We start from the raw sequence: 22,985 nt of genomic DNA, 5'->3' as shown, positions 1-22,985 counted from the left end.
CGAAGCCGCCCTCGACTGCGCCGCCGGCCTCTACCTCGGCGACCCACCCGCCTGACCGCTCAGACCCCCGAAGGATCAACGCGGTGCTGCACTAGCCACAAGGTGCCAGCAGTCGCCCTCACGGACGGCCCCGGGAGCCTGATTCCTGTCTCGGCACTGCACACGACACTGATCGAGGCTGTCATCGGCGGCCTCGCCGTAGACGTCGAGAGCGCCCGGGAGCAGGGAGGCGAGGTTTCTCTCGGAGATATCAGGACCGATGTGGTGAAGCTTCTCGACTGGTACATCCAGCGGGAACCGAACCGCACCCCGGGACTCTTCGGCGAGATCTGCCTGATTGCCCGCCTGCGCCTCGGCCTCCCTCCCGAGAAGGTCGGCCGTCTCCTGCGACGATCCTTCCACCTCGACAGCGAACTGGACGGCAAGACCGTCAACGCCCTGCTCGATCTGGCACTGCCCCCCTCCGCCAAGAGCGCCAGGGACAGCTGAGTACCGCCGGTGCCTGCACCCCGGACGATCCTGCCCAAGTCCAGGCGCAGGCATCGGGCGGCTTCCTCCACGCCCCGTCAGGCACGTGCCTGCACCGGGAGGGTGCCTGATGGCTCCCACGGCACCGCAACGCGTACTGACGATGCCCGTGCACTTTCCCTAACGGTGCGCATCCAGTGCGCGAGCGCCAGGAGCGGGAAGTCGATCAGACCGTTTCAGAAGGCTGGCGGCTGGCTCTCCTGCTGCCGCAGCTGACCTGGGCAGGGCCGCGATGACTAACCACGCAGGCAGTCCCGACCCCGACACCGGCCGTACCGACCGCGGTATGTCGGCAGCCGTTTCTTCAACTGGACGGGCCGCTGCTGCGCTGGATTGCGGCTTGGCGCAGGGTGTCGAGCATGGGCAGGACGTCGTCTTCGGTGGCTTTGCTGATGGAGAGGGGGTAGCTGATGAGGGCGCGGGCGATGATCTCGGTCTGGTCAGGTGCTGTGGTCGGGGCGAGGGCCTTGAGTGTTTCCAGGAGGACTCTGGAGACCTGGACAGTCGGGTCGGTGTGCATTTTCTCTGCCGCGGCTGCGAGTTCGTGGTCGGGCATGCCGTCGTGGATGCCGGCCTGGGCGGGCAGTAGCTGCTGCATGATGCTTTCGCCGAGGTCGGTCAGCAGGACTGCTGTCGGGGTCTCTCCGGGTTCGTGCCGCAGGAGCGCGGCCGTGTCGGCCTCGTTGCCGCGCCATACCGCTTCGAGGTAGCCGCATGCGCGGAGGATGTCGTCCGGCGCCATGGGGTCGGTCATTAGCTTACTGCTGCTGAGCGGCGTTCCTCGGGGGCCGGCTACCGACACTTGTGCGGTCCCAGCCCTGCTCCCACTTCACGAAAGCCTCCCGTGCCCACACTCTGCTGGCCTTCGTCTGGGCGACGGGCGCGTGCAAGTCGGGTCTGGCCGCGAGCTTGTTGGCCCGCTGGCGGCTGCCGTTCAGCATCTCTCCGATCTCTGTCTGGCGAGGCGGCAAGCGCAAGGCGTGGCTGTACCGAATCGACCTGGCGAAGCCGAAGCGCATTCCGACACTCGCCCAGGAGCGGCGCTGGACCGGGCACATGTCCGGCGACGTGCGCATCCCCCCGCGCCACGCAGGGCGCAGGCCCCCGGCGCCGTCGCAACTGACCGGCCCGCCACCGCCGGTCCCAGGCCCTGCGCCCGGGGCTGGTGGTGGCCGCCCGGAATCACGCGCCACTGCTCTGACCGTCCCGCCCCGACCTCGTGTGAAGAGAGGCTGTGTACCTGTCCTGGATGAGCCGCTCGGACCGTAAGCGGTGGAAGGCCGCCCGCACGCTGCCCGGCCTCGGACAACTGGCCGCCGACTGGTGGGAGGGGTCCGTGCGCCACCTGCTCGGCCACCGCGCCAGCCACCGCCCCCTGCCCGGCCACCGCGCCAGCCACCGCCCCCTGCTCGTCGACGGACGGACTCAGGGATGCGTAGGTCCGTGCACCGCTTCGATCCGGGTGAGGGTGCGCGGCTTGTTCATATGTCCTGGCCGTGGTGGTGCACAAGGACGGCGAGGAGCCGGGCCAACTGCTCGCGTTCCGGCGGTGAAAGTGGCGCAAGCAGCTCGCTCTCCGCTTGGGTCAGCAGTTTGTCGAGCTTCAGCAGTTGCCGGTGGCCCTGCCGGGTGAGGGTAATGATGTTCTGTCGGCGGTCGGCGGGGTTGGGCGAGCGTTCCACCAGTTCGCGATCGGCCAGCTCGTTGATGACCGTGACCATGTCACTGCGGTAGATCCCGGTGCGGGAGACCAGTTCTGCCTGGCTTGCGGGTCCGAACTCCTCCAGCGTGGCGAGTACCGCGTAATGCCACTTGCGGGAGCCCGTCCGCACCAGCTTCTCGTTCACTAGACGATCCGACTGGATCGCGGCCAGTGACAGGAGCCGGGTTCGCAGATTCCGCAGCCGCATGGCAGTGGCCTGCCGGTCGGCCGAGCGAGCCGTGTCGGGCGGGTAGTTACTCGTGCCCGCATCCCTTGCGTTAGTCACACTAACAAAATACTCTGCCCGGCAATGGAATGTTAGTGGGACGAACCAATTGGAGAACGTCATGCCGGTGGCGAACGTGCTGGACTCGACGATGTTCTACGAGGAGGTCGGCAGCGGCACCCCCTTCGTCTTTCTGCACGGCAACCCAAGCTCATCGCACCTGTGGCGCAAGGTGCTGCCCGAAATCGACCTGCCCGCCCGCCTGCTCGCCCCGGACTTGATCGGCATGGGCCGTTCCGGCAAGCCCAACGTCCTGTACCGGTTCGCCGACCACGCCCGCTACCTGGACGACTGGTTCGACCAGCTGGACCTGGACGGGGTGGTGCTCGTCGGCCACGACTGGGGCGGCGCACTCGCCTTCGACTGGGCGACTCGCCACCCTGACCGGATCCGCGGTATGGCCTTCTGTGAAACCATTGTTCGGCCGATGTCCTGGAGCGAGCTGGGCGACGGACCGCGCTCGCGCGCCCAGGCCATGCGCGGCCCCCAGGGCGAGACACTGGTGCTGGACCAGAACGTCTTCCTGGAGTCGGCCTTCACCGGCGGCGTGCTGAACCCAGTCAGCGAGGCTGACATGCAGTCCTACCGGGCGCCGTACCCCACTCGGGAAAGCCGTCGCCCGATGCTGGAGTGGGCACGCTCGCTACCGCTGGACGGACAGCCGACCGATGTCGCCGAACGGGTCGAGCAGTACGTCAAATGGCTGGCCGACAGCGACGAGGTCCCCAAGTTGCTCCTCACCTTCGACTCCTCGCCCACCTTGCTGATCGGCACAGAGATGGCCGAATGGTGCGCAGCGAACCTTGCCGCGCTAGAAACCCGGCACTGCGGACCGGCCGGCCACCACGCACCCGAGGACCAACCCCAGGCCATCGCCCACGCGATCGACGCATGGGCTCGGCGGCACACTCTGACCGGAGACCGGCAACGCTGATCACCTTCGTCAACGACGCGCACACGCGGGCTATCGATGGAGCTGATGTTAGGCCAGCCACCGGGACGCTTGATCGCGACGACGCCGCAGTGGTGCTGTCCGCCATCTCGGCGAGAAGAACTTCGTGAGGGAATAGTGCACGGTCGGGATAACCCCCTCCCGCCAGTAGTCCAGGAGGTCGTCAAGAGCTCGGTGGTCGAGCGCTTCGGGGCGCCGGCCGTGGTCTCGGCGGAGGCCAAGGGCGAGGAGGACTTCCCCCGCAAGCACTGGTGGATCATCGAACCGGTCGCCCGAGCTCTGACCCTGGCCGAGGAGATCGCCTCGCACCCGGAGCGGCTGTTCACCGGCATCGCAGGGGAGGCCAGGAATGCGGAGCTGTTCACGGCGAACGAAGGGATCAAGGCGTTCGTCGAGCAGAGGCCGAGCGCCTCGCAGGCACCCTCGCGGACCATCGGATCGGGATGCTCCAGCAGGGCGGTGATCAGCGGAACGGCCCGGCGGAAGCCGAGTTCGGCACAGGCGAGCGCCGACCACCGCACCCCGCGATGCTCGGTGTCGGCGAGCGCGCGCAGGAGGCCCGGTTCGACGCTCGCGTCGCCGAACAGGGCGATCCGGTTGAGCGTTTTGGTCCAGACGGTGACATCCTGCGTCCGGTGGTCGGAGGCGACCTCGGACAGGGCCGCCCGGGCCTGCGGATGGCCGAGCTCGGCCCACTCCAGCAGGGCGTCGATCGCCCGCATCCGGATCGTGCGGTTCCTGCTCAGCTCGGCGGCGTGGACGGTGACGAGGGATGCCGGCCCGTCCGGCGGGTGGCCGAGCGAGTCCCCGAGCGGGCCGGCGAGCGGTGGTTCGAGCTCGCCCAACCCCAGGGCCAGTGGGCCGATTCTGGTGCCGACGTCCGCGTCGTAGCGGCCGTCGCCTCGCAGGTTCGCGGCCAGCTTGTCGACCGTACGGAACAGCAGCCATGCGCGGTCCGATGGGGAATCAGCGAGGGCGTCGAGTCGACCGGACATCGCCGCGGTGACGGCTGTCGGCGGGCGACCGGTGGCCTCCAGGACCGCCTCCGCCCAGGCGAGTGGCTCGCCCTGACGCTCGTAAAGCTGGCGACCCCACAGGCGGAGGACGGCGTCACGGTGGTCGGTCATCCCAGGATCGTTCCAGCAGGGAACACCGACAGCCAACGAATTCTTGAGTCCCCACCGTCGCCCTCCTGGTCTCCACTCCGGCCTCCTTCTTTGGAGGTTCTGAACCTGTGGCGTGACGTTGTTGGAGACCCTCTCGTTGGGAGCCGGAGGTCGGTTCTCAAGGGGTGCCGCTCTGTGGCCGGTCGTTGCACAGGTCTCAGAGCGAGAGGTGAAATGTGAGGGCTTTCCCGTGGAGGAGATTCGCGACAATCTCATCGCCCGCATCGCTGAGGCCGAGCGCGAGGGCTGGCTCGGCGGGGTCGAGGGACTGAAAGTCAGCCTTGCCGGCGCCGAGGATAAGCTCGCCCAGATCGACAGGCGGTCCCAGAAGGCCGCCATCAGCCTCGGCATGCCTACGACCAGGAGGGGGGACCTTGAGTAGCGACACATATCGAGAAGAACCAGGCCGCGATTTGAGCACGTGGACACTCGACCAGCTGCAGACGTTCATCCATGACGCCCTCGGCCAGCAACTTGAGACAGCACGCGTCGCCGCGCAGGGACATGCCTACGACTCCATCCACCCCCAGGAAGCCCGTCGCCAGTGGGCGAAGCTGTCGCTGCTCGCGACCGGCGCATGCTCGACAACGCCGAGGAGCCTCTGCGCGGTTGGCTCAGCAGGACTTCATGCTCCGGATGTGGGTGATCGACCGGCTAGGCCCTGACGACACCGACCCCGACTGGAGTCCAGAAGCGCTGGCGTCCGACACGCTCGACGCGCTGACCTTCACGCTCACACGGGCCGCTGGTCTCGCCGAGGGCTGGCGCGACCTTCCCATCGAGCAGATCCGCGAGCTGCGGTGGCACAAGAGTCTGACAGCCCATCTGGACAACCTGGCCGGTCACCTGGAACCTGGCCCGGTCCGTGAGCGAATCGTCGCCTGGACCGCGACCCGACAGCACCTGCCTTGACCTCAACTGACTTGCTTCGAAGCGGAGTTAAGAGAGGTCGAGCTCAACCAGTCCACAGGAACGGTCGAAACGACGAAGACGGCTTCGTGATCGAAGCTAAACGGCAGCCGGTGATCAAAACGGAACCGACAGGCCAGCGTCACGCAGCCGGGCCAGAGCGACAAACATGCACTGCTGGACAGTCCTCCCCTCAGCTCGCATCCCATTCGCCAACGGGCCGCCACTGGCGGCGAACGTCCACGCTGGCGCGTTGTCAGCCAGCCTCTCGGCGTCCATCCTGATCATGGCGTTCACACCCTGCTCGCCCAGCCACTCCAGGATCAGGAGAGTCACGTCCTCGACGCCGCGTTCTTCATCGATCTTCGGCCAGCGGCCTCGGCTCCCAGTCATCACCCCGACTCTATCGAGGCCCTGGAGGGGATCGAGGGGCCGCAACTGGCAAGTTCAGAGAAGCGTGCATTCGATGCTCCATGCTCCGGCCGGATCCGGCTCAGAGACACCGTCTCGTCGAGATTCGCGACAACCTGATTGCCCGAATCAGCGAAGCCGAACAGGAGGGATGGCTCGGTGAGATCGAGGGACTGCAAGGCAGCCTGGCCAGTGCAGAGGAGAAGATCACCCAGCTTGACGCAGAGCAGGTCCGTCAACACCAAGTGATCGATCTCGGCATGCCCAGCTTCAGCCAGATCGCGACACGGAGAGGGCCTGCTTGATGATGTCCCGGCTGGCGTCCGCACCCAGCGACCAGGGCTCGCCGCCCCGGACCTTCCCGGACTTGACCGCGTCGTGCAGCGCCTCGAGGGTTTCCTCGATCGGAGTGTCGTAGTCCCAGCGGTGGATCTGGTACAGGTCGAGGAAGCTCTGGGAGGAGATCGTCCCGCTCGGCTACAAAGGCAGCTACCAGCGCGTCCGCGCCTACCTCCGCAAGAAGCGCACCTCGCCGCGCCCGGTGACCGCACGGCCGCCCCTACCCCGAGTCGTCGCCGGATGGATCCTCCGGCACCCGGACACCCTCACCGAATCTGAGCAGCTACAGCTCAAGAACGTGCGGACGCACTGCCCAGAACTCGATGCGCTCACCAGGCATGTCCGGTCCTTCGCGGTCATGCTCACCGGGCGTCAGGGCGAGCGTCTGCCGGACTGGCTCGACGCCGTCCGACAGGACGACCTGCCTAGCCTCCACCCCCTGGCCGCCGGCATCGACCGAGACCGCGACGCTGTCATCGCGGGCCTCACCCTGCCCTGGAACTCAGGCGTCGTCGAGGGACACGTCAACCGGATCAAGATGCTCAAGAGGCAGATGTTCGGCCGCGCAGGCTTTACTCTCCTGCGGAAGCGGGTCCTCCCGGCTCGGTGACGGGCCACTACACGGTCAGACAGAGGCTTTGGCCGCCACCCGAGTGACCAGCTTGTCGCGCACGGATGGCCATTCGCCCGCGAGGACGCTGTAGTACAGGGAATCACGACGTGTGCCGTCCTGACGCACCATGTGGCTGCGCAACGTCCCTTCATGGACCAGCCCCAGCCGCATCATCGCCTGCTGGGACCGTACGTTGAGGTTGTCGGTACGCAAGGCGATTCGAACAAGGCCCAGACTGTCGAAGGCGTGTGTCAACAGCAGTAGCTTGGACTCTGCATTGTAGGGACCGCCCCAACAAGCGCGATCGAACCAGGTCGCACCAATCTCAGCGCGGCCCTCAGCGAGGTCAAGTTCATACAGACTGGTCGAGCCGATCACTGCCGCGTCCGTCAGGCGCTGCACGGCAAAGCATTGCCTAGCCCGATCCGCCAGCATCTGGCTGATCATCTCCCGCGTCTCCATAAGGGAACTGGGGCGAGGCCGAGGCATCCAACGCCAGACCTCGGGATCCGATGCTGAGGGGAACAGCGCTTCTGCGTGAGCGACGGACAATGGAACGAGACGGGTGGCGCGGCCGAGGAGAGGGTCGTTGCTCATCGCCGAACCATAGCTTCGGGATCACGGCCCCAGCGTTGAGACGCAGACGATGCCGCCATCACGCACAGTAACCGCTGCACGGAAGTTGTGCCAGAGCCCGAGAATTGACGTCAACGCAGAGGGGCGGAGGTTCGTAAGTCGCTTCCTGGCCGAGGACGCTGATTGGTGCCTGGTGAGGATGCGGCGTCTACTACAGTGCGTGTGGGCCGTGACTGGCGCTGAGGTGGAGAACCACCGGGGAGCGGTCTGACGAGATGTCGTTGCCGTGCGCCTGGGCGAGTGGTCAGCAACGCCTGGAGGGCAATGATGTCCGCGACTCAGTCGGCCCGGCTCATGGACGGCACTGGTCTCGCCAAATCCATCATCGAAGGGGCTGCGGCCAGGGCGGCGGAGATCTCACGGCGCACGGGTGCCGGTCCCTGTCTGGCGACGGTTCTGGTGGGAGAGGATCCCGCTTCGGTCACGTATGTCCGCATGAAGCGGGCACGGTGCGCGAAGGCAGGTATCCAGTCCCGGCATATCGGTCTGCCGGCCGCCACCACGACCGCCGAATTGATCGACACCCTCGCCGGCCTGTCCGGTGATCCGGAAGTCCACGGGATCCTGCTTCAGCATCCTTGCGGCCCGCACATCGACGAGCGAGCGGCGTTCGAGGCCATTGCCCCGGAGAAGGATGTCGACGGGGTCACGATGCATTCCTTCGCCGCGATGAGCTTCGCGCTGCCGGGCTTCGTGTCCTGCACTCCCGGCGGGATCATGCGGCTGCTGGAGGCGTACGACGTAGAACTGACTGGCAAGCAGGCCGTCGTAGTGGGCCGCAGTGCGATTCTCGGCAAACCGGTGGGGATGCTCCTTCTGGCGAGGGATGCAACGGTGACGTATTGCCACTCGCGCACAGCGGACCTGCCAGCGATCGTCCGGGAAGCGGACGTCGTGGTAGCGGCCGTGGGGCGGCCTCGGCTGATCCGGGGCGAGGACATCAAGTCCGGAGCGGTAGTGATCGACGCCGGTTACAACCCGGGCAACGTCGGCGACGTGGACTTCGACACCGCCCGCACCCGTGCCCGCCTGATCACTCCCGTGCCCGGCGGCGTCGGACCGATGACCATCGCCGTCCTGCTCGCGCAGACCGTGGAAGCCGCCGCAAACCAACTGGGGATCTGAGAACACTGAAGTTCTTCACCTAGAACTGGGGACCGTGTGTCGGGTCGGCTGTCCTTCTGGTGACGGCTCGCCGCCTGGCCGCCGACGACGATCGGGGCCTCGGTGGCCCCTTCGAGAGCGCCGATGATCGTGTCGAGCTTGCCGAGGGTGCGTCGGTTCTTCTCCGCGACCCTGGCGAGCCCGGACTGACGCGACGACACAACCGCACAGGGTGTCCATGACGAGCACCCAACGCTGCCCACTTCAACGACGAAGACGTCGAAGACGGCACGCAGAGACCCGCCCACAAGAGCTGCGCCGAGGCCTAGATTGCCGCGAATCCCACCGAGGCCCGCCTCGGCCGGTTCGCCTCCGACGTCCAGGCCAAGCGCCGGCGCGACGACGACCATGTCTGGCCCCTCCCTCGGCGGTCCCGTGAGCAGCACCCGACTGCACGACGCAAACCACACCCTTGCCTACCCCGAGCCGCCCGCCTCCCCGCTCTGGCACCGCCAGGGCCCGAAGCCCCGGCCGGGATCGAGCGCGACGACCCCGACAGGCCCATGAAGATCGTGCCCTCGCCGTATTTGGGATACCCGGGCTGTTCTGCCAGCGGCAGAACACCGGCGGGACCGGGCTCGACGATCACTACAGTCCAGATTCATGACAACGATTACGACGTGTACAGTCGAGTATCCGGCCGACGGTTTGACGATGATCGGGCACCTCGCGCTCCCGGCCGGTGTCGAACGTCGGCCCGCGGTGCTGCTCGGACCAGAGGGCATGGGGCTCAGCGACGTCGAGCGCCGCAGGGCCGATGCTCTCGCCGAGCTGGGATATGTAGCGCTGGCCTTCGACCTTCATGGTGGGCGCTATTTGGGCGACCCCGAGGAGATGCTGGCCCGTTGCATGCCGCTGCTCGCTGATCCCGATCGGATGCGGGGCATCGGCCACGCGGCGCTCGACGTGTTGCGCACCGAACCGCGGACCGACCCCGACCGGATAGCAGCCGTCGGCTACGGCACCGGGGGCGCCATCGCGCTGGAACTCGGGCGCGATGGCGTCAACCTGCGCGCGATCGGGACAGTCAACGCAACCACCACGGGCCGACCGGGCGAGGCGGCGCGCATTCGCTGCCCGGTGTGGGCCGGGGTCGGGTCGGAAGACCCGATCATGCCGCCCGCGCAACGGAACGCGTTCACCGCTGAGATGCAGGCTGCGGGCGTCGACTGGCGCCTCGCGGTCTACGGCGGCGCCTTGCACGCCTTCCACCACCCACCGGTCGACCACCCCATGGTCCCCGGCGTCGGCTACCACCCACGGCACGCGCAGCGAGCCTGGCGCGACGTCGTCGACCTGCTCGCCGAGTGCCTGCCCGTGACGGAGAACCTGGGGGTATGACCCAGGCAAACACGCTGGCGCCAGGCCTGGGCGGCGTCGGGCACTGGCAGTCCCCTCCCCTCAAGTCCGCACAGCAGAACCACATTCGGGCAGATGCTTGATTGCGGAGACGTATGCACAATTGCCGCAGCAAATGCCGGATTTACTGCGGCAGAGCCCCTCGGTGATCTGCGCGACCTGCGGCGGGCCATTCCGGCCGCCGCGGCGAGGTGTACGCATTTACTGCGGCAGTGTCAGGAAGGCGGGGCGGCGTGACGATCGAATCGGTGACCGATCTCGGGAATGGGGGCGCGCCTCGGTTGCCGAGTACCGCTGTCTGCCCCGCCCGCGTCGTACGCCGCGGCGGTCGAGCGCTACCTCACCGGCGCGGGCATCGCGAAGTCCTCCGCGCAAATCTACCGGATCTCGCTGACGACGTGGGGATGGATGCTCGCCGGCGAACCAACGCCGACCGGACCCGCCCGCCGGGGCGCGAAGCCCCCGTCTTCCCCGCCGCCGCGATCGACGACCCGGCACTGCCGGAGGTGCTGGCTGAGCTGACGGCGGCGCGAGCGGATGAGGTGGACGCCGACACCGTCAACCGGGAGCTGTCCGTCGCGCGCAAGGCGATCGGCTGGTGGCAGCGCCAAGGCTGGATCGAAGGCGATCCCACGATCGGCATCGAGCGGCGGCCGGCGCCGCCCGACCGCACCAAGGCCCTGGCGCAGAACCAGATCTCCGCCCTGTGGCGCCTCGACGTCGGGCTCCGGGAGAAGACGCAGTGGAAGATGCTCTACGAGTCCGCCGCTCGGGCCGACGAGGTGCTGTGTCTCAACGTAGAAGACCTGTACCCGCAGGACAAGCGGGGAAGAACACCGCCAAGGGCGGGCAACCGAGTGGATTCACTGGCATTCCGGCACCGCCCAGCTACTGCCCCGGCTCATCGCCCGCCGCACGTGCGGCCCGCTGTTTCTCACCGACCGCAAGGCACCGGCCGGAACACCGACGCTCGACGTGTGCCCGGAGACCGGCCGTGCCCGGCTCTCCTACCGCCGCGCTGAGGAGATCTTCGAGGAGAACACTCGGCTGCTGGCCAACCCCCTAGCCTCACCCGACGACATCAAGGATCTGGACAGCTGAACCCTGCACCGGCTACGGCACAGTGCCCTGACGCAGGGGACGGCACCTCGACCCCGATGCCGCTGGCCCGCTCCCGCCACGCCTTACGTCCGCTCCCTGGAGCGGTATGCCCGCCCCGGCGTCGACTCGGTCGCCCGGCACGTCGCCGAACGCGACCCCGCTGCACGTCGCCGCACATGAATCCGAGCGGATCAGGGCTTCAAGATCATCCCGTTGCCCCTTTGGCGCGTATCTCGGTCACACCCCGGAACTCCCGCGAGTTCGCGAAAACCGAAGGGTTCCCGGTGGGAACCCAAGGGTCTGTCGCTGTGCCTCGCGGCGTCGGATCCGTGGGTTCGTGGTGAAGCCGCCGGGCCAGCGCCACGGCGGCGGGTGGACATAGCCAGGTTGGCCCCCACAGTCACGACTGATCGGGGTGGCTGAGACGCACCGTCTCTCCGCCGAAGGGTAGGTGCGTGACTCGGCTGGCGAGGAGCCAGGTGTCCTCGACCTTCCGGAACGTGTCCTCGTAGTGGCCCACGTTCGCGGGGAGCCTCGGGGGCACCATGCCATCGGCATAGCCGTCGACCCGGTAAGTGGCGAAGTAAGAGGTGGCGGTGGCCGCCGACGCAGAATTCACCGTGACCAAGATGTTCGTAGACATGCGGCGTGACAGCCGGTCCTTGGGGCGCGAACCAAAGTAGCTGCGGAGCGCCTCACGCCCTTCCACTCTGCGGTCGCCGTGAGGCCACTCCCACACCCCGTCAGGCGTGAAGAGGTCCGCGACACCGCTCGGATCTCCCAGGTCAAGGCGGGGTCCAGCCAAGGTGAGCCCAAAAGGGGCAGTGGGATGATCTTGAGGTGAAGCAGCCCGCCCCCTGATCTCAGAACGTCCTCCTTCCCACTGCCGGGACCGCCAGAATCTTGGTCATGACGAATGACGACAGCCAAGAGCCAGTCGTGGTGAGCCGTATGGTCCCTGGGATCGACGGCCCGGTGACGTTCCATCACGGCCCGGTGGATCGGGAGAGCGCGACGCAGCCCTTCGAGGTCGTGCGGTTCACGGGCGCGGAGGAGAGCGACATCCTCCATGCAGCTGGCTGGTGGCCAGACAAGGGGCCATTTCCCCGCGCTGGCGGACCGCGGCGAGCCTATGAGTGGTGTGCATCGTGAAGTGGCAGGTCACGATGCACACCACTCATAGGTCCCCCCCACTCCTCTCCCCGCACGCGCCCCTCGGAAAAGTCCAGCAGCGGCCCGGAGGGGCGGGCGTCCAGCCGGTGCGCCGCGGTCGACGGACTGCCCGGCACCGGCCCCTGGGTCACTCGGCCGGTGCGCGGGCCGAAGGGCCCGGTCGCTCAGGTTCCGCCGGGTTTGCCCGTCGAGACCAGCAGGAGGACGGACGAGCCCGGTGCCACCGGTTCTGCGCCGCCCCGGGGCTGACTGCTGATCACCTGCCCGGCGGGAGCGTTCCAGTCCGTGTGCCGCATGATCGTGCAGCTCAGTCCGAGTCCGCGCAGCAGGCTTCCGGCCTGTTCGACCGGCATGCCGGCCAGGTCCGGCAGCGCGATGCCCGCTCCCGCGGTCTGCTCCTGCTCCTGTGTCGGAGTCGCATCGGCGCTTCCGCTCTTGGGGGTGCCGGTGGCGAGCGGGGTGCACGCCCCGTTCGCCGGTGGGGACAGGGACGGGGAGGCGCCGGGCGCGGGCGGCACGGGCTTCAGCGCGAAGAACCCCACCGTGGCGCACGCCAGCACGCAGCACGCCGCAGCGGTGCCGAGGAGCGCCCGGCGGGGGCGGCTGCGGCTGACGGCTCGCTCGATCGCGGCCGCGTCGACGACCGGCGCCGTCGGCCCGTCGGCGAAGGAGGCCACCGCGGCACGCAGCTCGGCTTCGAGGCCCGGCTCGAACGGGGCCGGTCCGGACGACGTGTTCCTCACTTCGTACCTCCGAAAGCGGCCGACGGCGTGTGCGGCGCCTGGGCGCCCGATACGGAATCGCGCAGCTTGGCCAGGCCGCGGGCGAGCTGGGACCTCACCGCACTCGAAGAGATGTCCAGGACGTCGGCGACCTGCCGGGCGTCCAGATCGTGCAGGTAGTACAGGACCACCACGCTGCGCATGCCCATCGGCAGCCCGAGCAGTGCCTCGATCAGTTCCGCGCGCAGATCCACCTGCCCGAACCGGTCCCGGGGGTCGGCCGTCTCGGGCACCCCCGACAGCCCGGGGCGCTCGCCCCGGCGCGACAGCCGCCGCCAGCGGTCGTTGGCCAGGTTGACCAGCACTTTGCGCACGTACGCCTCCGGCGAGTCCGCCACCGAGACCTTCCGCCACTGTCGGCACGCCCGCTCCAGCGTCTCCTGCACCAGATCCTCGGCCACGTGCACGTCACCGGTCAGCGCATACGCGGTGCGGAACAACGCTCCCGACCGCTGTGCGACGAACTCCGTGAATCCGATGCCCGGACCGCTCCTGCGAAACCTCACCCGCCGACCTCCTCTCCTCGTCCCGTCCCGATCACTGCCCCCATGACGGCGGAACGGGGCCGGGTGCTGCACCGAGCCGCCGGCAGTGACGTGAATCACAGCCGGGACGGAAGGGTGTCCCAGGACCTCGCGCCGCTGCCGCCCGGGGTGCGGGCGGGGCCCGGCGAAGCGGAGGGCCGCCGGGCGGGCGGCCCGCAGTCGGCCGAGAAGAACGGGGGCGCCTCTTGCCAGATACTACGTTCGCCGACGTCGGCGACGCGCTCGGCACCAGCCGACAGGCCGCCGAGCAGCGCTTCGGTCATGTCCGCCACGGCAAGAAGGTGGCCGCGGTGATCTCGCGGCGGGACCGGGTTCGGGAGGACCCCGCCGACCCGCGCGGCGCGTACGGCGAAGTCGGCGACGCCGGGCAGTACGCGAGCGACCGGGGGATCTGGCCCATTGGCAAGAGGGTCCGTGCTGAGGCCCAGTACGCGATCGTGGCCGTGGACGGCCTCGTGCGCCGCGTCTACGAACTCGACCCGGACGGCTGGAGCGAGGTCGAGTCCAGCAAGTGGGAGTTCACCGCTGTCGGAAACCGCGAGCTGACGAAGGACGAGATCGACGCCGCGTACGAGGCCGGGAACCTGCCGTTGCGGCCTGGAGACGACTGCCCCACCCGCGCGGGCGGCGCCTACCGCCCCCACTGGTTCTGAGGAGGAGCCACGATGTTGCCTACGCTCTCGCCCACGGCACCGGTCATTACGCGGTGCGGGCCACGACCCCCAGCAGCGTGCGCTCGGGCATCCGCTCCTTGATCGCTTGCTCCAGCACCAGGGCACTGCGGCGCGGCTTCTCCGCCCGGCGGGCCTTGAGCTTGGGCACCCCGCTGTCGGGGTCGATGAACAGCTCGTCGTTGTCCGGGTACTCGCCGTCCGCTGCGGCCGCCGCCGCGCTCAGGCGCCCGCGCAGCTGGGCGACCAGGGCGCGGCCGTCGAACGGCACCTGCTCGCCCGACGCGGCCAGGCCGACCTCCGCCAGGTACTCCGGGAGCTTGGCCTCCACCTGCTCCCAGGGCAGCAGCTGCTCGGACCAGTCGGCGTACTCCTCGGAGCCGATCACCGCGACATCGCCGGTGCGGAGCTCGTCGGCGAGGTAGTAGAACACCATCGCCTCGAAGTGGCGGCGCACGAAGTGCCCGGGCCGGCGCCGGTCGCGAATGGCCTTCTGCCAATTCTGCGTGGCGAAGGAGACGTCGACCCTGCGGCCGTCCGTGTCGCGGTCGGGGATGAAGTCGCGCACCATCGCCCGGTGGGCCTTGGCGTGTGCGAGGGCGTCCAGCACGGAGGAGTTCTCGCTGGTCGCCTTCAGCTCGATCACGTCGGTGAGGTCGAACATCACCGGCCGGTCCGCCTTCAGGTGCCCGTGCAACAGCACCTCCCAGTTGTCGCCGTGGTGCGCGGAGACCCGCTCGATCTGCGCGTACTGGGCGTCGAAACCGCCGAGCCCCTCCACCGCCGCGGTCAGCGAGGCGAGCCCGTTCGCCTGCACCATCAGCCCCTCGGCCAACGTCAGCAGGGCGGGCGAGACCCGGCCCTCCAGCTTCGCCACGGCCTCGGCCGCGCTCGACTCCTCGTCCAAGCCCTCCAGCGCGTCCAGCGCCTGCTTGGTCAGCGCGGCGGCCTTCGCCCGCGCGCTCTGCGCGGGGCCGCCGACGTCGACCTGCTGCAGCAGGGTGCGGTAGTTGGCGACCAGCCTCTCCACGATCTCCTGCTGTTGGCGCCGGATCTCCTCCAGCTCCTCACGGGCCTTCTTCGCCTTGCCGGCCATTCGCTTGCAGAACATCGTCGTCAGGTCGTCGCGGGCCCGCATCCTCGCCTTCGCGGCCAGGCAGACGATCAGCGCGACCCGGCGGCGGGCGGTGTAGTCCTTGAGCGTCGCGGCGTCCTGGGCCTCCGCCTCGCCGGCGAAGTCCGCGACCTTCCCCGACGCCACCGACTCCAGCCACTTGCCGGTCTCGCCGAGGCCGTCGACCCACGTCAGGTGGCCCTTGAGGCGCTTGAAGTTCGACCAGGTCGCCCGGCCGGGGTTGTGCTTGAGCGCGTTGAACAGTGTCCTGCCGTCCAGGCCGACGACGTCGACCAGGCCCAGCAGCCGCACCCGCTCGTCCTCGGTCATCCGCTCCCGGATGCCGGCCAGGATCTCCTCGTTCACCCGGGCCCGCACGGTGGAGGCCATCGCGTCCAGGGTGGAGAACCGGGGGATCTCCAGCCCGGCCTCCACCAGCTTCTCCAGCGCGATGTTGATCAGGTCCGCCGGGTTGTTCTTCGACGCCGCCTCGATCCGCATCGTCTCCTCGGCCAGCGCCCGGGCGCCCGGCCCGTCGTAGCGCATCCCGCACCGCTGGCGGACCATGCTCCGCTGGCTCTTGGCCGTCCGCTCCGACCCGTACACCGGCAGAGTGTCCTCCGGGAGCGCCGCCGCCCGGCGCACGAACTCCACCACCTGCTCCGGCACGTCGTGCGCCTTCGGGAAGCAACCCATCCGCTGGTACGACTTCAGCGCCAGCAGCAGCGCGAGCTGGTGCTCGTCGGAGTCCGCGGCCTCCTCCGCCCACGCCCGCTCCTCCTCGGACGGGGTGAAGAACACATGCAGCTCGCGCGCGGTGATCAGCCGCTTGAACCGCGGATACGCAGTCCGCTCGATCGAAGTCATCCCCACCCCACCCGATGCCCAGCCCCTGCCGGACGCGCCGTACACGTCCGCGCGGGATCATCGCGGCGTCAGCGCCGGTGAAGGATCAGAACAGCGGAACCCGGGACAGGGCCAAGCCCTCGGTGGTAGGCCCGGAACGCGGGCTCACGCCTTCAAGATCGTCTCACTGCCCCTTTTGGGCTCACCTTGGCTGGACCCCTACAGGAGCCCTGCCGAGTCGCAGACCAGGCGAAGCAGAGACCGCATCGCGAAGGACGTCTCTCCAGTCTCGCCGACCTCCTCGCACACCCGCCCCAGCTGCACGTTGAGGAACGTCTCCAGGCCGCGGACGTCTTCGGGTCTGAGGTCTTCGGCGTAGATGAGGGTTCGCTCGGACGGTGGGTTGGTCATGCGGGTGGATCCTCCGTTTCGTGCCGTGCCAGCTGGATCAGCTCCGGTGACATCTGAGCAACTCTAGGGAGACGTAGCTGACACTGTCATCCACACAAAAGACCAGTTCAGCATGGCTGTCGAGCGCGAAGGATCCAGATAACAGCCTCCCGGTACGGCCGGTTCGCTTCCGAGCCGACGTCTGGCGAGCTGGAGCAGTTCTTCCGTCTCGACCAGAGGGGGCGTGAGCTCGTCGCGGGCAAGCGCCGGGACGCCACGAAGCTCGGGTTCGCCGTGCAGTGGGGCACGGTGCGGATGCTGGGCACGTTCCTGGTCGATGACCCCGTTGCGGTGCCGGCGTCCACGGTGGTGTTCGTGGCCGAGCAGCTGCAGCTGGATCCGGCGTGCCTGGCGGACTACACCGCACGGCCGAAGACCGCGTACGAGCACACGTGGGAGATCCGGGACGCCTACGGCTACCGGGAGTTCTCCGCCGCCGAGGGCGAGGCGCGGGCGTTCCTGGCGGCTCGGGTGTGGGCGTCGCTGGAGAGGCCGCGGGCGTTGTTCGACCGGGCGGTGGTGTGGCTGGTCGACAACCGGGTGCTGCTGCCGGGCATCACGACGCTGACCCGGCTGGTCGCCGAGGTCCGCTCGGCGGAGAACAGCGCGCTCTACCGGACGCTGGACGAGGCGGTGCCTGGTGACCTGCGCCAGGCGATGCGGGACCTGCTGAAGGTTCCCGAGGGCAAGCGCGTCTCGGAGCTGGAGCGGCTGCGCACCGGGCCGTTGCGGGTGTCGGGCACCGCGATGGCGGCCGCGCTGGAGCGGGCCAAGGAGGTGCGGGGCCTGGGCGCGCACCTGGTGCCCACCTCGGTGGTGCCGGCCGCCCGGATGGCGGGCCTGGCCCGGTACGGGATGGGCTCGAAGGCGCCGACGCTGCGCGACCTGGAGGAGACCCGCAAGACCGCCACGTTGCTGGCCACCGTGCAGCACCTGGAGACCGCGACGGTGGACGACGCCCTGGACCTGCTCGACGTCCTGATGGCCTCCCGGCTGCTGGCCCGCGCCGACCGGATCGGCAAGGAGGAGAAGCTCAAGGCCCTGCCGAAGCTGAAGCGGGCCGCGGGCCGGGTCGCCAAGGCGGTCGAGGTGCTGCTGGAGACCGCCCCGGCCACCGCCGACGGCGAGCCGGTCTCGGTGCTGGACGCCTGGTCGGCGATCGATATGGCCGTGCCCAGGGAGAAGCTCGCCGAGGCACTGGTGGTCATCGCCGAGGCGGTGCCGGACCAGGAGGGCGACGAGGACGCCGAGTGGCGGGCCGCGCTGGCCACCCGGTACGGCACGGTGCGCGGCTTCATCCGCCTGCTGGTCGACGTCGTCGACTTCGGCGCGGTGGAGGCCGGCGCCCCGGTCGTGAAGGCGCTTCGGCAGCTGCCGCACCTGATCCACCGCAAGAAGCTGCAGGCGTCCGAGGTCGCCCAGGACCTGGTGACCGGGTCCTGGCGGCGGCTGGTCTTCGCCGCGCACGGCACCGAGCCGGGCCTGGCGGACAAGGCGGCGTACTCGTTCTGCGTGCTGGAGAACCTGCACCGCGCTCTTCGCCGCCGCGACGTGTACGCGCGCCGCGGCGACCGGTGGGGCGACCCGCGGGCCAAGCTGCTGGCCGGTGACCGGTGGGAGACGGCCCGGCCGACCGTGCTGAGGGCGCTCGGCCTGGAGGCGGAGCCGGCCGCGCACCTGGCGGAACTGGCCGGGGCTTTGCACGGCGCCTACCACCAGGTCGTCGCCGGGCTTCCCGCCAACAGCGCGGTGAGCGTCAAGGACGGCAAGCTGCGCCCGGACAAGCTGGGACCAGCCGCCGAGCCCGCGTTGATGCCGGCCTTCCGCCAGCTCGCCAACGCGATGCTGCCGAAGGTCGACTTCCCCGAGCTGCTGCTGGAGGTCGCCGACCTGACCGGCATGACGTCCGCGTTCACCCACATCTCCGGCGCCGACTCCGGCATGGAGGACTCGTCACATGAGTGATGGCAGTGGCTGCGTCTGGGCGAGGACTGGCGTCGACGGGCGCCGGTGACGGGTTTGCCGGTCGCGGGTACGACCGTTCACCCGTTCGAGTTACGGGTCTGGTGCCAAGTTCCGTGGAAACCGCCGTGGCGCGACAGGAGGGAGCGGGGGTGGCGCGAGATTGCGCGGGGGCACTCCGCTCCAGCGGATTCGAGCCCTTCGCTACCGTTGTCCGTTTCATCCGACTGATTTTGGTCGGCTTTTAAGCCTTACTGGTCAGTTACGTAACTGTTTGACCGTGACGGGCTGGGCGGGTGTACGCACCCACGCCCACTACATTGCGGCACCAACCATGAGCCGTAGGTAGTAGGTTGCATTTTCCCCGACTCCCCCCGTCGGGTGGCAAAGACCCCGGCCGCAGGTTGGTCGCCGGGTGCCGGGGTCTCTTGTCGCTGTCTCAACGTCTAGCCGAACCCTGAAAGGAGCCCCTCCATGGCCGACCGACGCCGAACTCGTCTTCCCGCTCACACGCTTGCAGGGGAAACGAGCCGCGAACGTATCATTTCTGCCCCGCGCATGGTTGAAACCTCATGCCGGGTTGTCACCTCTGTCACCGTGCGCGGAAGCATGCCCGTCGTAGCGATTTCTCTGCCGCTGCTCGTGATCCCAGGCATTCTCACGCCCGGAGCGCTGCCCGCCCTGATGCTGCTCCTGACAGCCGCTCACGGATCTTCCCTGGTCCGCCAGTGGGTGCAACGACGCTGACCTGACAAGCCGTGCGGTCGTGGCCGTTCCTCTCCCCACAACCGTCGCCCAGGTCACCACGGCGTCAGTCGAATGAACGGGTACAGAAACCCGTTCCCAGCACCCACGAAAGAGTTGCAGTGCCTACCAGTTCACACAAACCGCCCCCCATCCCCCGGCAGACGGCCCGCACGGGGCCAGCCACGGACGCCGAGCGTGCCGCACGTTGCAGTACCGCGGTGCACGGCATGGCCGTGGACGCCGTCCGGATCGCCGAGACATTCGCCGCACGCGCCTCCGACCCCAATGCGGCGACCACCGACCTCCTCGAATGCACCGTCGAGCTCACCCGCCTCATGCAGGACTCGACCGCCGCACTCGTCGTCCGCCAGCGATCCCGGGGCGAGCCGCTCACCGACCTCGAACCCCTGCTGGGCGTCACCCCGGACAGGTTACGCAGGAAGTACCCACCGCAGGCCGTCGACCGCGATCTCGCAAACCGTAGACGCCCCGTACTGGCGCTCGGTTCGCCGCAGGCCGTCAAACGGGCCATGCCGAAGAAAGCCTCGCTGAGGGACCCGTACCAGCGTCTGGCCTGCGCGCTCACCCTCATGTGGAAGCAGTCCGGGATTTCGCAGCTGGAGCTGGCTCGGCGCATGAACATCCACCGCTCCTACCTCTCCCGCATCCTGTCCGGCGAGCGGCCCGCCACCCTCTCGTACGTGGAAATGATCGCCAGGCAGTGCGGAAGCGGCGCCGAAACCGAGTTCGCCACGTTGCTCTGGAAGACTGCCGCCGACGAACCCGTCATCACTACCGACCCCGTACGTACCCTGCGCACCTACCTCCAGGCCCTGCACTATGCCGCAGGCTCCCCCCGTGAGGACCGGCTCCTCGCCTCCACCCGGCTGGGCATCCCCACCGCCGAGCTCCGGGAGGCGTTCCATGGCCCCGGGGTCCCGGAATGGCCGGTCATTCAACAGCTTGCAACCGCCCTGCAGAGCCTGCCCGAAATCGCCCTCCCGCTTTGGTGCAACGCCAAGCCCGGCCACGAGCCCCACCACGATCCCGGCAGCAGCCTGCCCGCGGAAGCCTTCGGCTGACCAGAAACGGCAGAGCAAGGAAACGCTGACCATGAAGCTGTCGCTCACCGTCCTGACAAACGCCTACTACGCGTTCTACGACCTCCACCGACCTGCCTACCACGCCTACGCCGCCGCCCACCTCCCCTCGGAGGAGGCCCAGATAGCGACATCGAAGCTCTTCGAGACCGTGGCCAGCACCTGGACCTCCGTGGTCTCCGAGCGACGCCCCTCGGCCTGGGCGTGGCAGCGGTTCACCCAGACCGTCGCACGCCGCAGCGGCCACACGTCCACCGCCATCGAGGACACCCACCTCCTGCACCACAAACTGATGCTGAGCATCGATCAGATCGCCACCGTGACCGGAACCGAGCCCGCGACCGTCTGCGCCCGCCTGGCAGCTGCCCAACGAGAACAAACCCTCCCGAGTGATGGCTGACCAGACACCGAGGCTGTTTCGGACGGCCATGCCGCGCCCCAGGCCAACAACCGCCCTGGGGCGCGGCATGTGATGGTGGCCCCGGCGTAGCCCGGGGCACTCGGCAGCTGCCCGGCAACGATCGCCTGCTGAAGCTGCCGGTACGACTTCCCACCCGCGCGGGTGACACCTGCGGGGCAGCAACGATTCCTCGGTGCGCGGGGCCGGAGCATGATCGGCATGATCCGTCGTCTGTGCCGCACCGCGCTCCTCACGGCCGTCTCGGCCCTCGCCGGGCTCGCGCTGACCGCCGCCCCCACCACCGCCACCGCGGCCACCCCCCACTCCCCCGCCGGACGGGCCCCGACCCTGCGCGAACTGCCCGAACCACCGGACGCGGTCAAGGCCCGTGAGCTGCTCGGGGACCTGGTCGTGGCCGACGAGGACGACGTTCCCGGGTACTCCCGGGCGAAGTTCCCGCACTGGATCACCCAGTACGGCACCTGCGACACCCGCGAGGTCGTCCTCCAGCGCGACGGCCAGGACGTCGTCCAGGACGACCAGTGCCGCGCTGTGTCCGGCACCTGGTACTCCGAGTACGACGGCAAGACGATTTCTTCCGCCTCTGGCATCGACATCGACCACGTCGTCCCCCTGAAGGAAGCCTGGCGCTCCGGAGCATCCGCGTGGACGACGCCCGAGCGGCGCGCCTTCGCCAACGACCTGACTCATTCGCAGCTGATCGCGGTGTCGGCCAACAGCAACCGCGCGAAGGGTGACAAGGACCCCGGCAACTGGAAGCCGCCGCTGCAGTCGTACTGGTGCACCTACAGCCGCGCCTGGATCAGCGTGAAGGCCACCTACCAGCTCACCGCCAACCCCGCCGAGGCCGAAGCCCTGTCCCAGATGCTCGACACCTGCGACGCCTGACCCCACACGGCGGCACCGGCCAGGAGCCCCGCCCGGTGACCGCCGCAGCAGCGGACGATCCGTCCGCGCCCCGACTCGCCGCGGGGGAGGAGCGGGCTTCCTCCGCCCCGACCCTCTTCCCCCGCGGCGATCCCAGCACCTCCTCGGGACCGCACCTCGTGATCGCGGATCGCAGGCCACGCCTGCATGACGTCCGCAAGGAGAACAAGATGATGAACGCGTCGATGAGAACTGCAGCCGCTGGAGCGGTCGGCATCGCTGTACTGGTCCTGATGACACCCGCGGCGAGAGCTGTCGGCGAGAACGCGGGCGAGGAGGCCGGCGTCATCTGCGGCACCGACCGCGCAACGGGGCTCACGGTGGGGACGGCACTCGCCAGGGACTGCGCCACAGCACTCCAGGTCGCCAGCGCCTATACGCGGAACTGGAACAGTGGCGGCGAAAAGGTCACGACCGTCCACGTCGCGGGATCCGTCTGGAAGTGCCGGGAGCAGCCGGGACCGCTGAATCCGTATCAGGAATGCGTCGAGACAGGCGGCACCGGTAGGTGGGTCACCCTGACGTCCTGATCAAGACGCCCGCCGAGACCGACGACCCGAGATGGCCGGCCTTTCGCCGACTGCTGCAAGCCAGGGCCCCTTCCCGGGCCCCTGCACCAGGGTGAGCGTTGCACCCCCTGGTGCACACAGGCATCGACGGTCAGCCGTTCGTCCAGGTGGCACCCGATCCGTTGAACGACCCGGAATCGCCGCTGTCGTCGGCGGGAGGAAGTGCCCGTGCGCCGCGACGTGCCGGCCGAGGGCGAGCGCAGCAGCCCCACAGTCATCGATGTCCGCACCGGGAAAACGGCACATGAGCATTCCCAGCGTCCTCCACGCACTTCGGGAGCGGCATTCCAGACCTGCGGGGTGTGCTCGAAGACGTCGGTCATGGGTGCAGAGTGCCGGACCGGACCGCGTTGCCGGTGGCGGCTACGACCGGGGGCAGAGGTCGAGCTCGGGCCAGGATGGTGATCGTTCGGTGGTGCCTTGGCGGACCGTGAGGTCGATACGCCTGTGACGGAACGAAGACGTCGCGGAGGACCGCCTGTGACTCGGTGCGGGATACAAATACTTCCGAC

23 protein-coding genes, 4 pseudogenes and 1 riboswitch are annotated in these 22,985 nt (G+C 68.7%); of the genes and pseudogenes, 16 read left to right on the top strand and 11 right to left on the bottom strand.

What is annotated here, in order from left to right:
* The first annotated feature begins 102 nt into the window (after positions 1–102).
* Entirely contained in the window at positions 103–489 is a 387-nt protein-coding gene (locus ACWCPY_RS40420) for a hypothetical protein (protein ID WP_451273760.1), read from the top strand.
* Between the two features lie 343 nt (positions 490–832).
* Here ACWCPY_RS40420 and ACWCPY_RS40415 read toward each other — a convergent pair whose 3' ends face one another.
* Positions 833–1,282 carry a hypothetical protein gene (locus ACWCPY_RS40415; protein ID WP_451273758.1) on the bottom strand — a complete coding sequence of 150 codons (450 nt, stop codon included), beginning with the start codon at positions 1,280–1,282 and terminating at the stop codon, positions 833–835.
* A gap of 727 nt (positions 1,283–2,009) precedes the next feature.
* The gene (locus ACWCPY_RS40410) at positions 2,010–2,375 is read right to left on the bottom strand and encodes a MarR family winged helix-turn-helix transcriptional regulator (protein WP_451273756.1); all 366 of its coding nucleotides are present in this window, start codon (positions 2,373–2,375) and stop codon (positions 2,010–2,012) included.
* A 202-nt stretch (positions 2,376–2,577) separates the two neighbouring features.
* Here ACWCPY_RS40410 and ACWCPY_RS40405 point away from each other — a divergent pair, with 202 nt between their 5' ends.
* The gene (locus ACWCPY_RS40405) at positions 2,578–3,450 is read left to right on the top strand and encodes a haloalkane dehalogenase (protein ID WP_451273754.1); all 873 of its coding nucleotides are present in this window, start codon (positions 2,578–2,580) and stop codon (positions 3,448–3,450) included.
* A 452-nt stretch (positions 3,451–3,902) separates the two neighbouring features.
* On the opposite strand, the pseudogene ACWCPY_RS40400 reads toward ACWCPY_RS40405, so the two are convergent.
* Positions 3,903–4,190 (bottom strand): annotated as a pseudogene (locus ACWCPY_RS40400) (hypothetical protein); the annotation flags it as partial.
* Between the two features lie 517 nt (positions 4,191–4,707).
* On the opposite strand from ACWCPY_RS40400, the gene ACWCPY_RS40395 reads away from it, so the two are divergent.
* Both ACWCPY_RS40395 and ACWCPY_RS40390 read left to right on the top strand, forming a co-directional pair.
* A complete protein-coding gene (locus tag ACWCPY_RS40395) occupies positions 4,708–5,016 on the top strand; it encodes a hypothetical protein (protein ID WP_451273752.1) in 309 nt (102 codons plus the stop codon).
* Between the two features lie 227 nt (positions 5,017–5,243).
* Positions 5,244–5,546, top strand: a complete 303-nt coding sequence (locus ACWCPY_RS40390; RefSeq protein WP_451273750.1) for a hypothetical protein — start codon at positions 5,244–5,246, stop codon at positions 5,544–5,546.
* A 114-nt stretch (positions 5,547–5,660) separates the two neighbouring features.
* Here ACWCPY_RS40390 and ACWCPY_RS40385 read toward each other — a convergent pair whose 3' ends face one another.
* A complete protein-coding gene (locus ACWCPY_RS40385) occupies positions 5,661–5,936 on the bottom strand; it encodes a hypothetical protein (protein ID WP_451273748.1) in 276 nt (91 codons plus the stop codon).
* 80 nt (positions 5,937–6,016) lie between these two features.
* On the opposite strand from ACWCPY_RS40385, the gene ACWCPY_RS40380 reads away from it, so the two are divergent.
* Positions 6,017–6,259, top strand: coding sequence for a hypothetical protein (locus ACWCPY_RS40380; protein ID WP_451273746.1), 243 nt, complete (start codon positions 6,017–6,019; stop codon positions 6,257–6,259).
* Between the two features lie 46 nt (positions 6,260–6,305).
* Here the strand turns inward: ACWCPY_RS40380 and ACWCPY_RS40375 are convergent.
* Positions 6,306–6,404: pseudogene (locus tag ACWCPY_RS40375) on the bottom strand (aldo/keto reductase); the annotation flags it as partial.
* On the opposite strand from ACWCPY_RS40375, the pseudogene ACWCPY_RS40370 reads away from it, so the two are divergent.
* Positions 6,403–6,903: pseudogene (locus tag ACWCPY_RS40370) on the top strand (ISL3 family transposase); the annotation flags it as partial. The pseudogenes ACWCPY_RS40375 and ACWCPY_RS40370 sit on opposite strands and share 2 nt — an antisense overlap.
* Positions 6,904–6,918: 15 nt before the next feature.
* Here ACWCPY_RS40370 and ACWCPY_RS40365 read toward each other — a convergent pair.
* A complete protein-coding gene (locus ACWCPY_RS40365; RefSeq protein ID WP_451273744.1) occupies positions 6,919–7,503 on the bottom strand; it encodes a GNAT family N-acetyltransferase in 585 nt (194 codons plus the stop codon).
* Between the two features lie 198 nt (positions 7,504–7,701).
* A riboswitch (ZMP/ZTP riboswitch) is annotated at positions 7,702–7,787 on the top strand.
* Positions 7,788–7,809: 22 nt separating this feature from the next.
* Here ACWCPY_RS40365 and ACWCPY_RS40360 point away from each other — a divergent pair.
* The 3 genes from ACWCPY_RS40360 (at position 7,810) to ACWCPY_RS40350 (ending at position 11,087) form a co-directional block, all read left to right on the top strand.
* The gene (locus ACWCPY_RS40360) at positions 7,810–8,667 is read left to right on the top strand and encodes a bifunctional 5,10-methylenetetrahydrofolate dehydrogenase/5,10-methenyltetrahydrofolate cyclohydrolase (RefSeq protein ID WP_451273742.1); all 858 of its coding nucleotides are present in this window, start codon (positions 7,810–7,812) and stop codon (positions 8,665–8,667) included.
* A 642-nt stretch (positions 8,668–9,309) separates the two neighbouring features.
* Positions 9,310–10,047, top strand: a complete 738-nt coding sequence (locus ACWCPY_RS40355) for a dienelactone hydrolase family protein (RefSeq protein ID WP_451273740.1) — start codon at positions 9,310–9,312, stop codon at positions 10,045–10,047.
* 422 nt (positions 10,048–10,469) lie between these two features.
* On the top strand, positions 10,470–11,087 hold the full coding sequence (locus ACWCPY_RS40350; RefSeq protein ID WP_451273738.1) for a hypothetical protein: 618 nt from the start codon (positions 10,470–10,472) through the stop codon (positions 11,085–11,087).
* A 479-nt stretch (positions 11,088–11,566) separates the two neighbouring features.
* Here the strand turns inward: ACWCPY_RS40350 and ACWCPY_RS40345 are convergent.
* From ACWCPY_RS40345 to ACWCPY_RS40335, 3 genes and pseudogenes are all read right to left on the bottom strand, one after another.
* Positions 11,567–11,959, bottom strand: a pseudogene (locus ACWCPY_RS40345) (nuclear transport factor 2 family protein); the annotation flags it as partial.
* A 544-nt stretch (positions 11,960–12,503) separates the two neighbouring features.
* Positions 12,504–13,082 (bottom strand): PASTA domain-containing protein, encoded by a 579-nt coding sequence (locus tag ACWCPY_RS40340; protein ID WP_057660988.1) that lies wholly within the window; start codon positions 13,080–13,082, stop codon positions 12,504–12,506.
* Complete coding sequence (locus ACWCPY_RS40335) at positions 13,079–13,600, bottom strand: SigE family RNA polymerase sigma factor (RefSeq protein ID WP_451273764.1); 522 nt, start codon at positions 13,598–13,600, stop codon at positions 13,079–13,081. The genes ACWCPY_RS40340 and ACWCPY_RS40335 overlap by 4 nt, the downstream gene beginning before the upstream one ends.
* Before the next feature lie 251 nt (positions 13,601–13,851).
* Here ACWCPY_RS40335 and ACWCPY_RS40330 point away from each other — a divergent pair, with 251 nt between their 5' ends.
* Entirely contained in the window at positions 13,852–14,319 is a 468-nt protein-coding gene (locus ACWCPY_RS40330; RefSeq protein WP_351265295.1) for a hypothetical protein, read from the top strand.
* 46 nt (positions 14,320–14,365) lie between these two features.
* Here ACWCPY_RS40330 and ACWCPY_RS40325 read toward each other — a convergent pair whose 3' ends face one another.
* Both ACWCPY_RS40325 and ACWCPY_RS40320 read right to left on the bottom strand, forming a co-directional pair.
* Complete coding sequence (locus ACWCPY_RS40325) at positions 14,366–16,318, bottom strand: DUF4158 domain-containing protein (protein ID WP_451273735.1); 1,953 nt, start codon at positions 16,316–16,318, stop codon at positions 14,366–14,368.
* A gap of 198 nt (positions 16,319–16,516) precedes the next feature.
* Positions 16,517–16,708, bottom strand: coding sequence for a hypothetical protein (locus ACWCPY_RS40320; protein ID WP_451273733.1), 192 nt, complete (start codon positions 16,706–16,708; stop codon positions 16,517–16,519).
* Between the two features lie 132 nt (positions 16,709–16,840).
* Between ACWCPY_RS40320 and ACWCPY_RS40315 the strand changes: the two genes are divergently transcribed.
* The 6 genes from ACWCPY_RS40315 to ACWCPY_RS40290 all read left to right on the top strand — a co-directional run bounded on the left by ACWCPY_RS40315 (position 16,841) and on the right by ACWCPY_RS40290 (position 22,434).
* Positions 16,841–18,712 carry a DUF4158 domain-containing protein gene (locus ACWCPY_RS40315; protein WP_451273762.1) on the top strand — a complete coding sequence of 624 codons (1,872 nt, stop codon included), beginning with the start codon at positions 16,841–16,843 and terminating at the stop codon, positions 18,710–18,712.
* A 471-nt stretch (positions 18,713–19,183) separates the two neighbouring features.
* Positions 19,184–19,456: a hypothetical protein gene (locus ACWCPY_RS40310; RefSeq protein ID WP_451273731.1), complete on the top strand. Its 273-nt coding sequence runs from the start codon at positions 19,184–19,186 to the stop codon at positions 19,454–19,456.
* A gap of 227 nt (positions 19,457–19,683) precedes the next feature.
* Positions 19,684–20,538, top strand: a complete 855-nt coding sequence (locus tag ACWCPY_RS40305; protein WP_451273729.1) for a helix-turn-helix domain-containing protein — start codon at positions 19,684–19,686, stop codon at positions 20,536–20,538.
* 31 nt (positions 20,539–20,569) lie between these two features.
* The gene (locus ACWCPY_RS40300; protein WP_451273727.1) at positions 20,570–20,956 is read left to right on the top strand and encodes a hypothetical protein; all 387 of its coding nucleotides are present in this window, start codon (positions 20,570–20,572) and stop codon (positions 20,954–20,956) included.
* Positions 20,957–21,166: 210 nt separating this feature from the next.
* Positions 21,167–21,865 (top strand): HNH endonuclease family protein, encoded by a 699-nt coding sequence (locus ACWCPY_RS40295; protein ID WP_451273725.1) that lies wholly within the window; start codon positions 21,167–21,169, stop codon positions 21,863–21,865.
* A gap of 35 nt (positions 21,866–21,900) precedes the next feature.
* Positions 21,901–22,434, top strand: a complete 534-nt coding sequence (locus ACWCPY_RS40290; protein ID WP_451273723.1) for a hypothetical protein — start codon at positions 21,901–21,903, stop codon at positions 22,432–22,434.
* Positions 22,435–22,985: the final 551 nt, after the last annotated feature.

It is taken from the genome of Streptomyces sp. NPDC002403, assembly GCF_053593015.1.
Note: the sequence above shows the minus strand (reverse complement) of the source record. Positions and strands in the feature narration are given on the sequence as shown.

Coding starts and splice junctions, on each gene's coding strand:
- ACWCPY_RS40305 (WP_451273729.1), top strand. CDS start 19,684: ATGGCCGTGGACGCCGTCCGGATCGCCGAGACATTCGCCGCACGCGCC.
- ACWCPY_RS40350 (WP_451273738.1), top strand. CDS start 10,470: ATGGATGCTCGCCGGCGAACCAACGCCGACCGGACCCGCCCGCCGGGG.
- ACWCPY_RS40325 (WP_451273735.1), bottom strand. CDS start 16,318: ATGACTTCGATCGAGCGGACTGCGTATCCGCGGTTCAAGCGGCTGATC.
- ACWCPY_RS40360 (WP_451273742.1), top strand. CDS start 7,810: ATGTCCGCGACTCAGTCGGCCCGGCTCATGGACGGCACTGGTCTCGCC.
- ACWCPY_RS40415 (WP_451273758.1), bottom strand. CDS start 1,282: ATGACCGACCCCATGGCGCCGGACGACATCCTCCGCGCATGCGGCTAC.
- ACWCPY_RS40295 (WP_451273725.1), top strand. CDS start 21,167: ATGATCGGCATGATCCGTCGTCTGTGCCGCACCGCGCTCCTCACGGCC.
- ACWCPY_RS40320 (WP_451273733.1), bottom strand. CDS start 16,708: ATGACCAACCCACCGTCCGAGCGAACCCTCATCTACGCCGAAGACCTC.
- ACWCPY_RS40310 (WP_451273731.1), top strand. CDS start 19,184: ATGGCCGACCGACGCCGAACTCGTCTTCCCGCTCACACGCTTGCAGGG.
- ACWCPY_RS40385 (WP_451273748.1), bottom strand. CDS start 5,936: ATGACTGGGAGCCGAGGCCGCTGGCCGAAGATCGATGAAGAACGCGGC.
- ACWCPY_RS40365 (WP_451273744.1), bottom strand. CDS start 7,503: ATGAGCAACGACCCTCTCCTCGGCCGCGCCACCCGTCTCGTTCCATTG.
- ACWCPY_RS40380 (WP_451273746.1), top strand. CDS start 6,017: ATGCTCCGGCCGGATCCGGCTCAGAGACACCGTCTCGTCGAGATTCGC.
- ACWCPY_RS40355 (WP_451273740.1), top strand. CDS start 9,310: ATGACAACGATTACGACGTGTACAGTCGAGTATCCGGCCGACGGTTTG.
- ACWCPY_RS40300 (WP_451273727.1), top strand. CDS start 20,570: ATGAAGCTGTCGCTCACCGTCCTGACAAACGCCTACTACGCGTTCTAC.
- ACWCPY_RS40405 (WP_451273754.1), top strand. CDS start 2,578: ATGCCGGTGGCGAACGTGCTGGACTCGACGATGTTCTACGAGGAGGTC.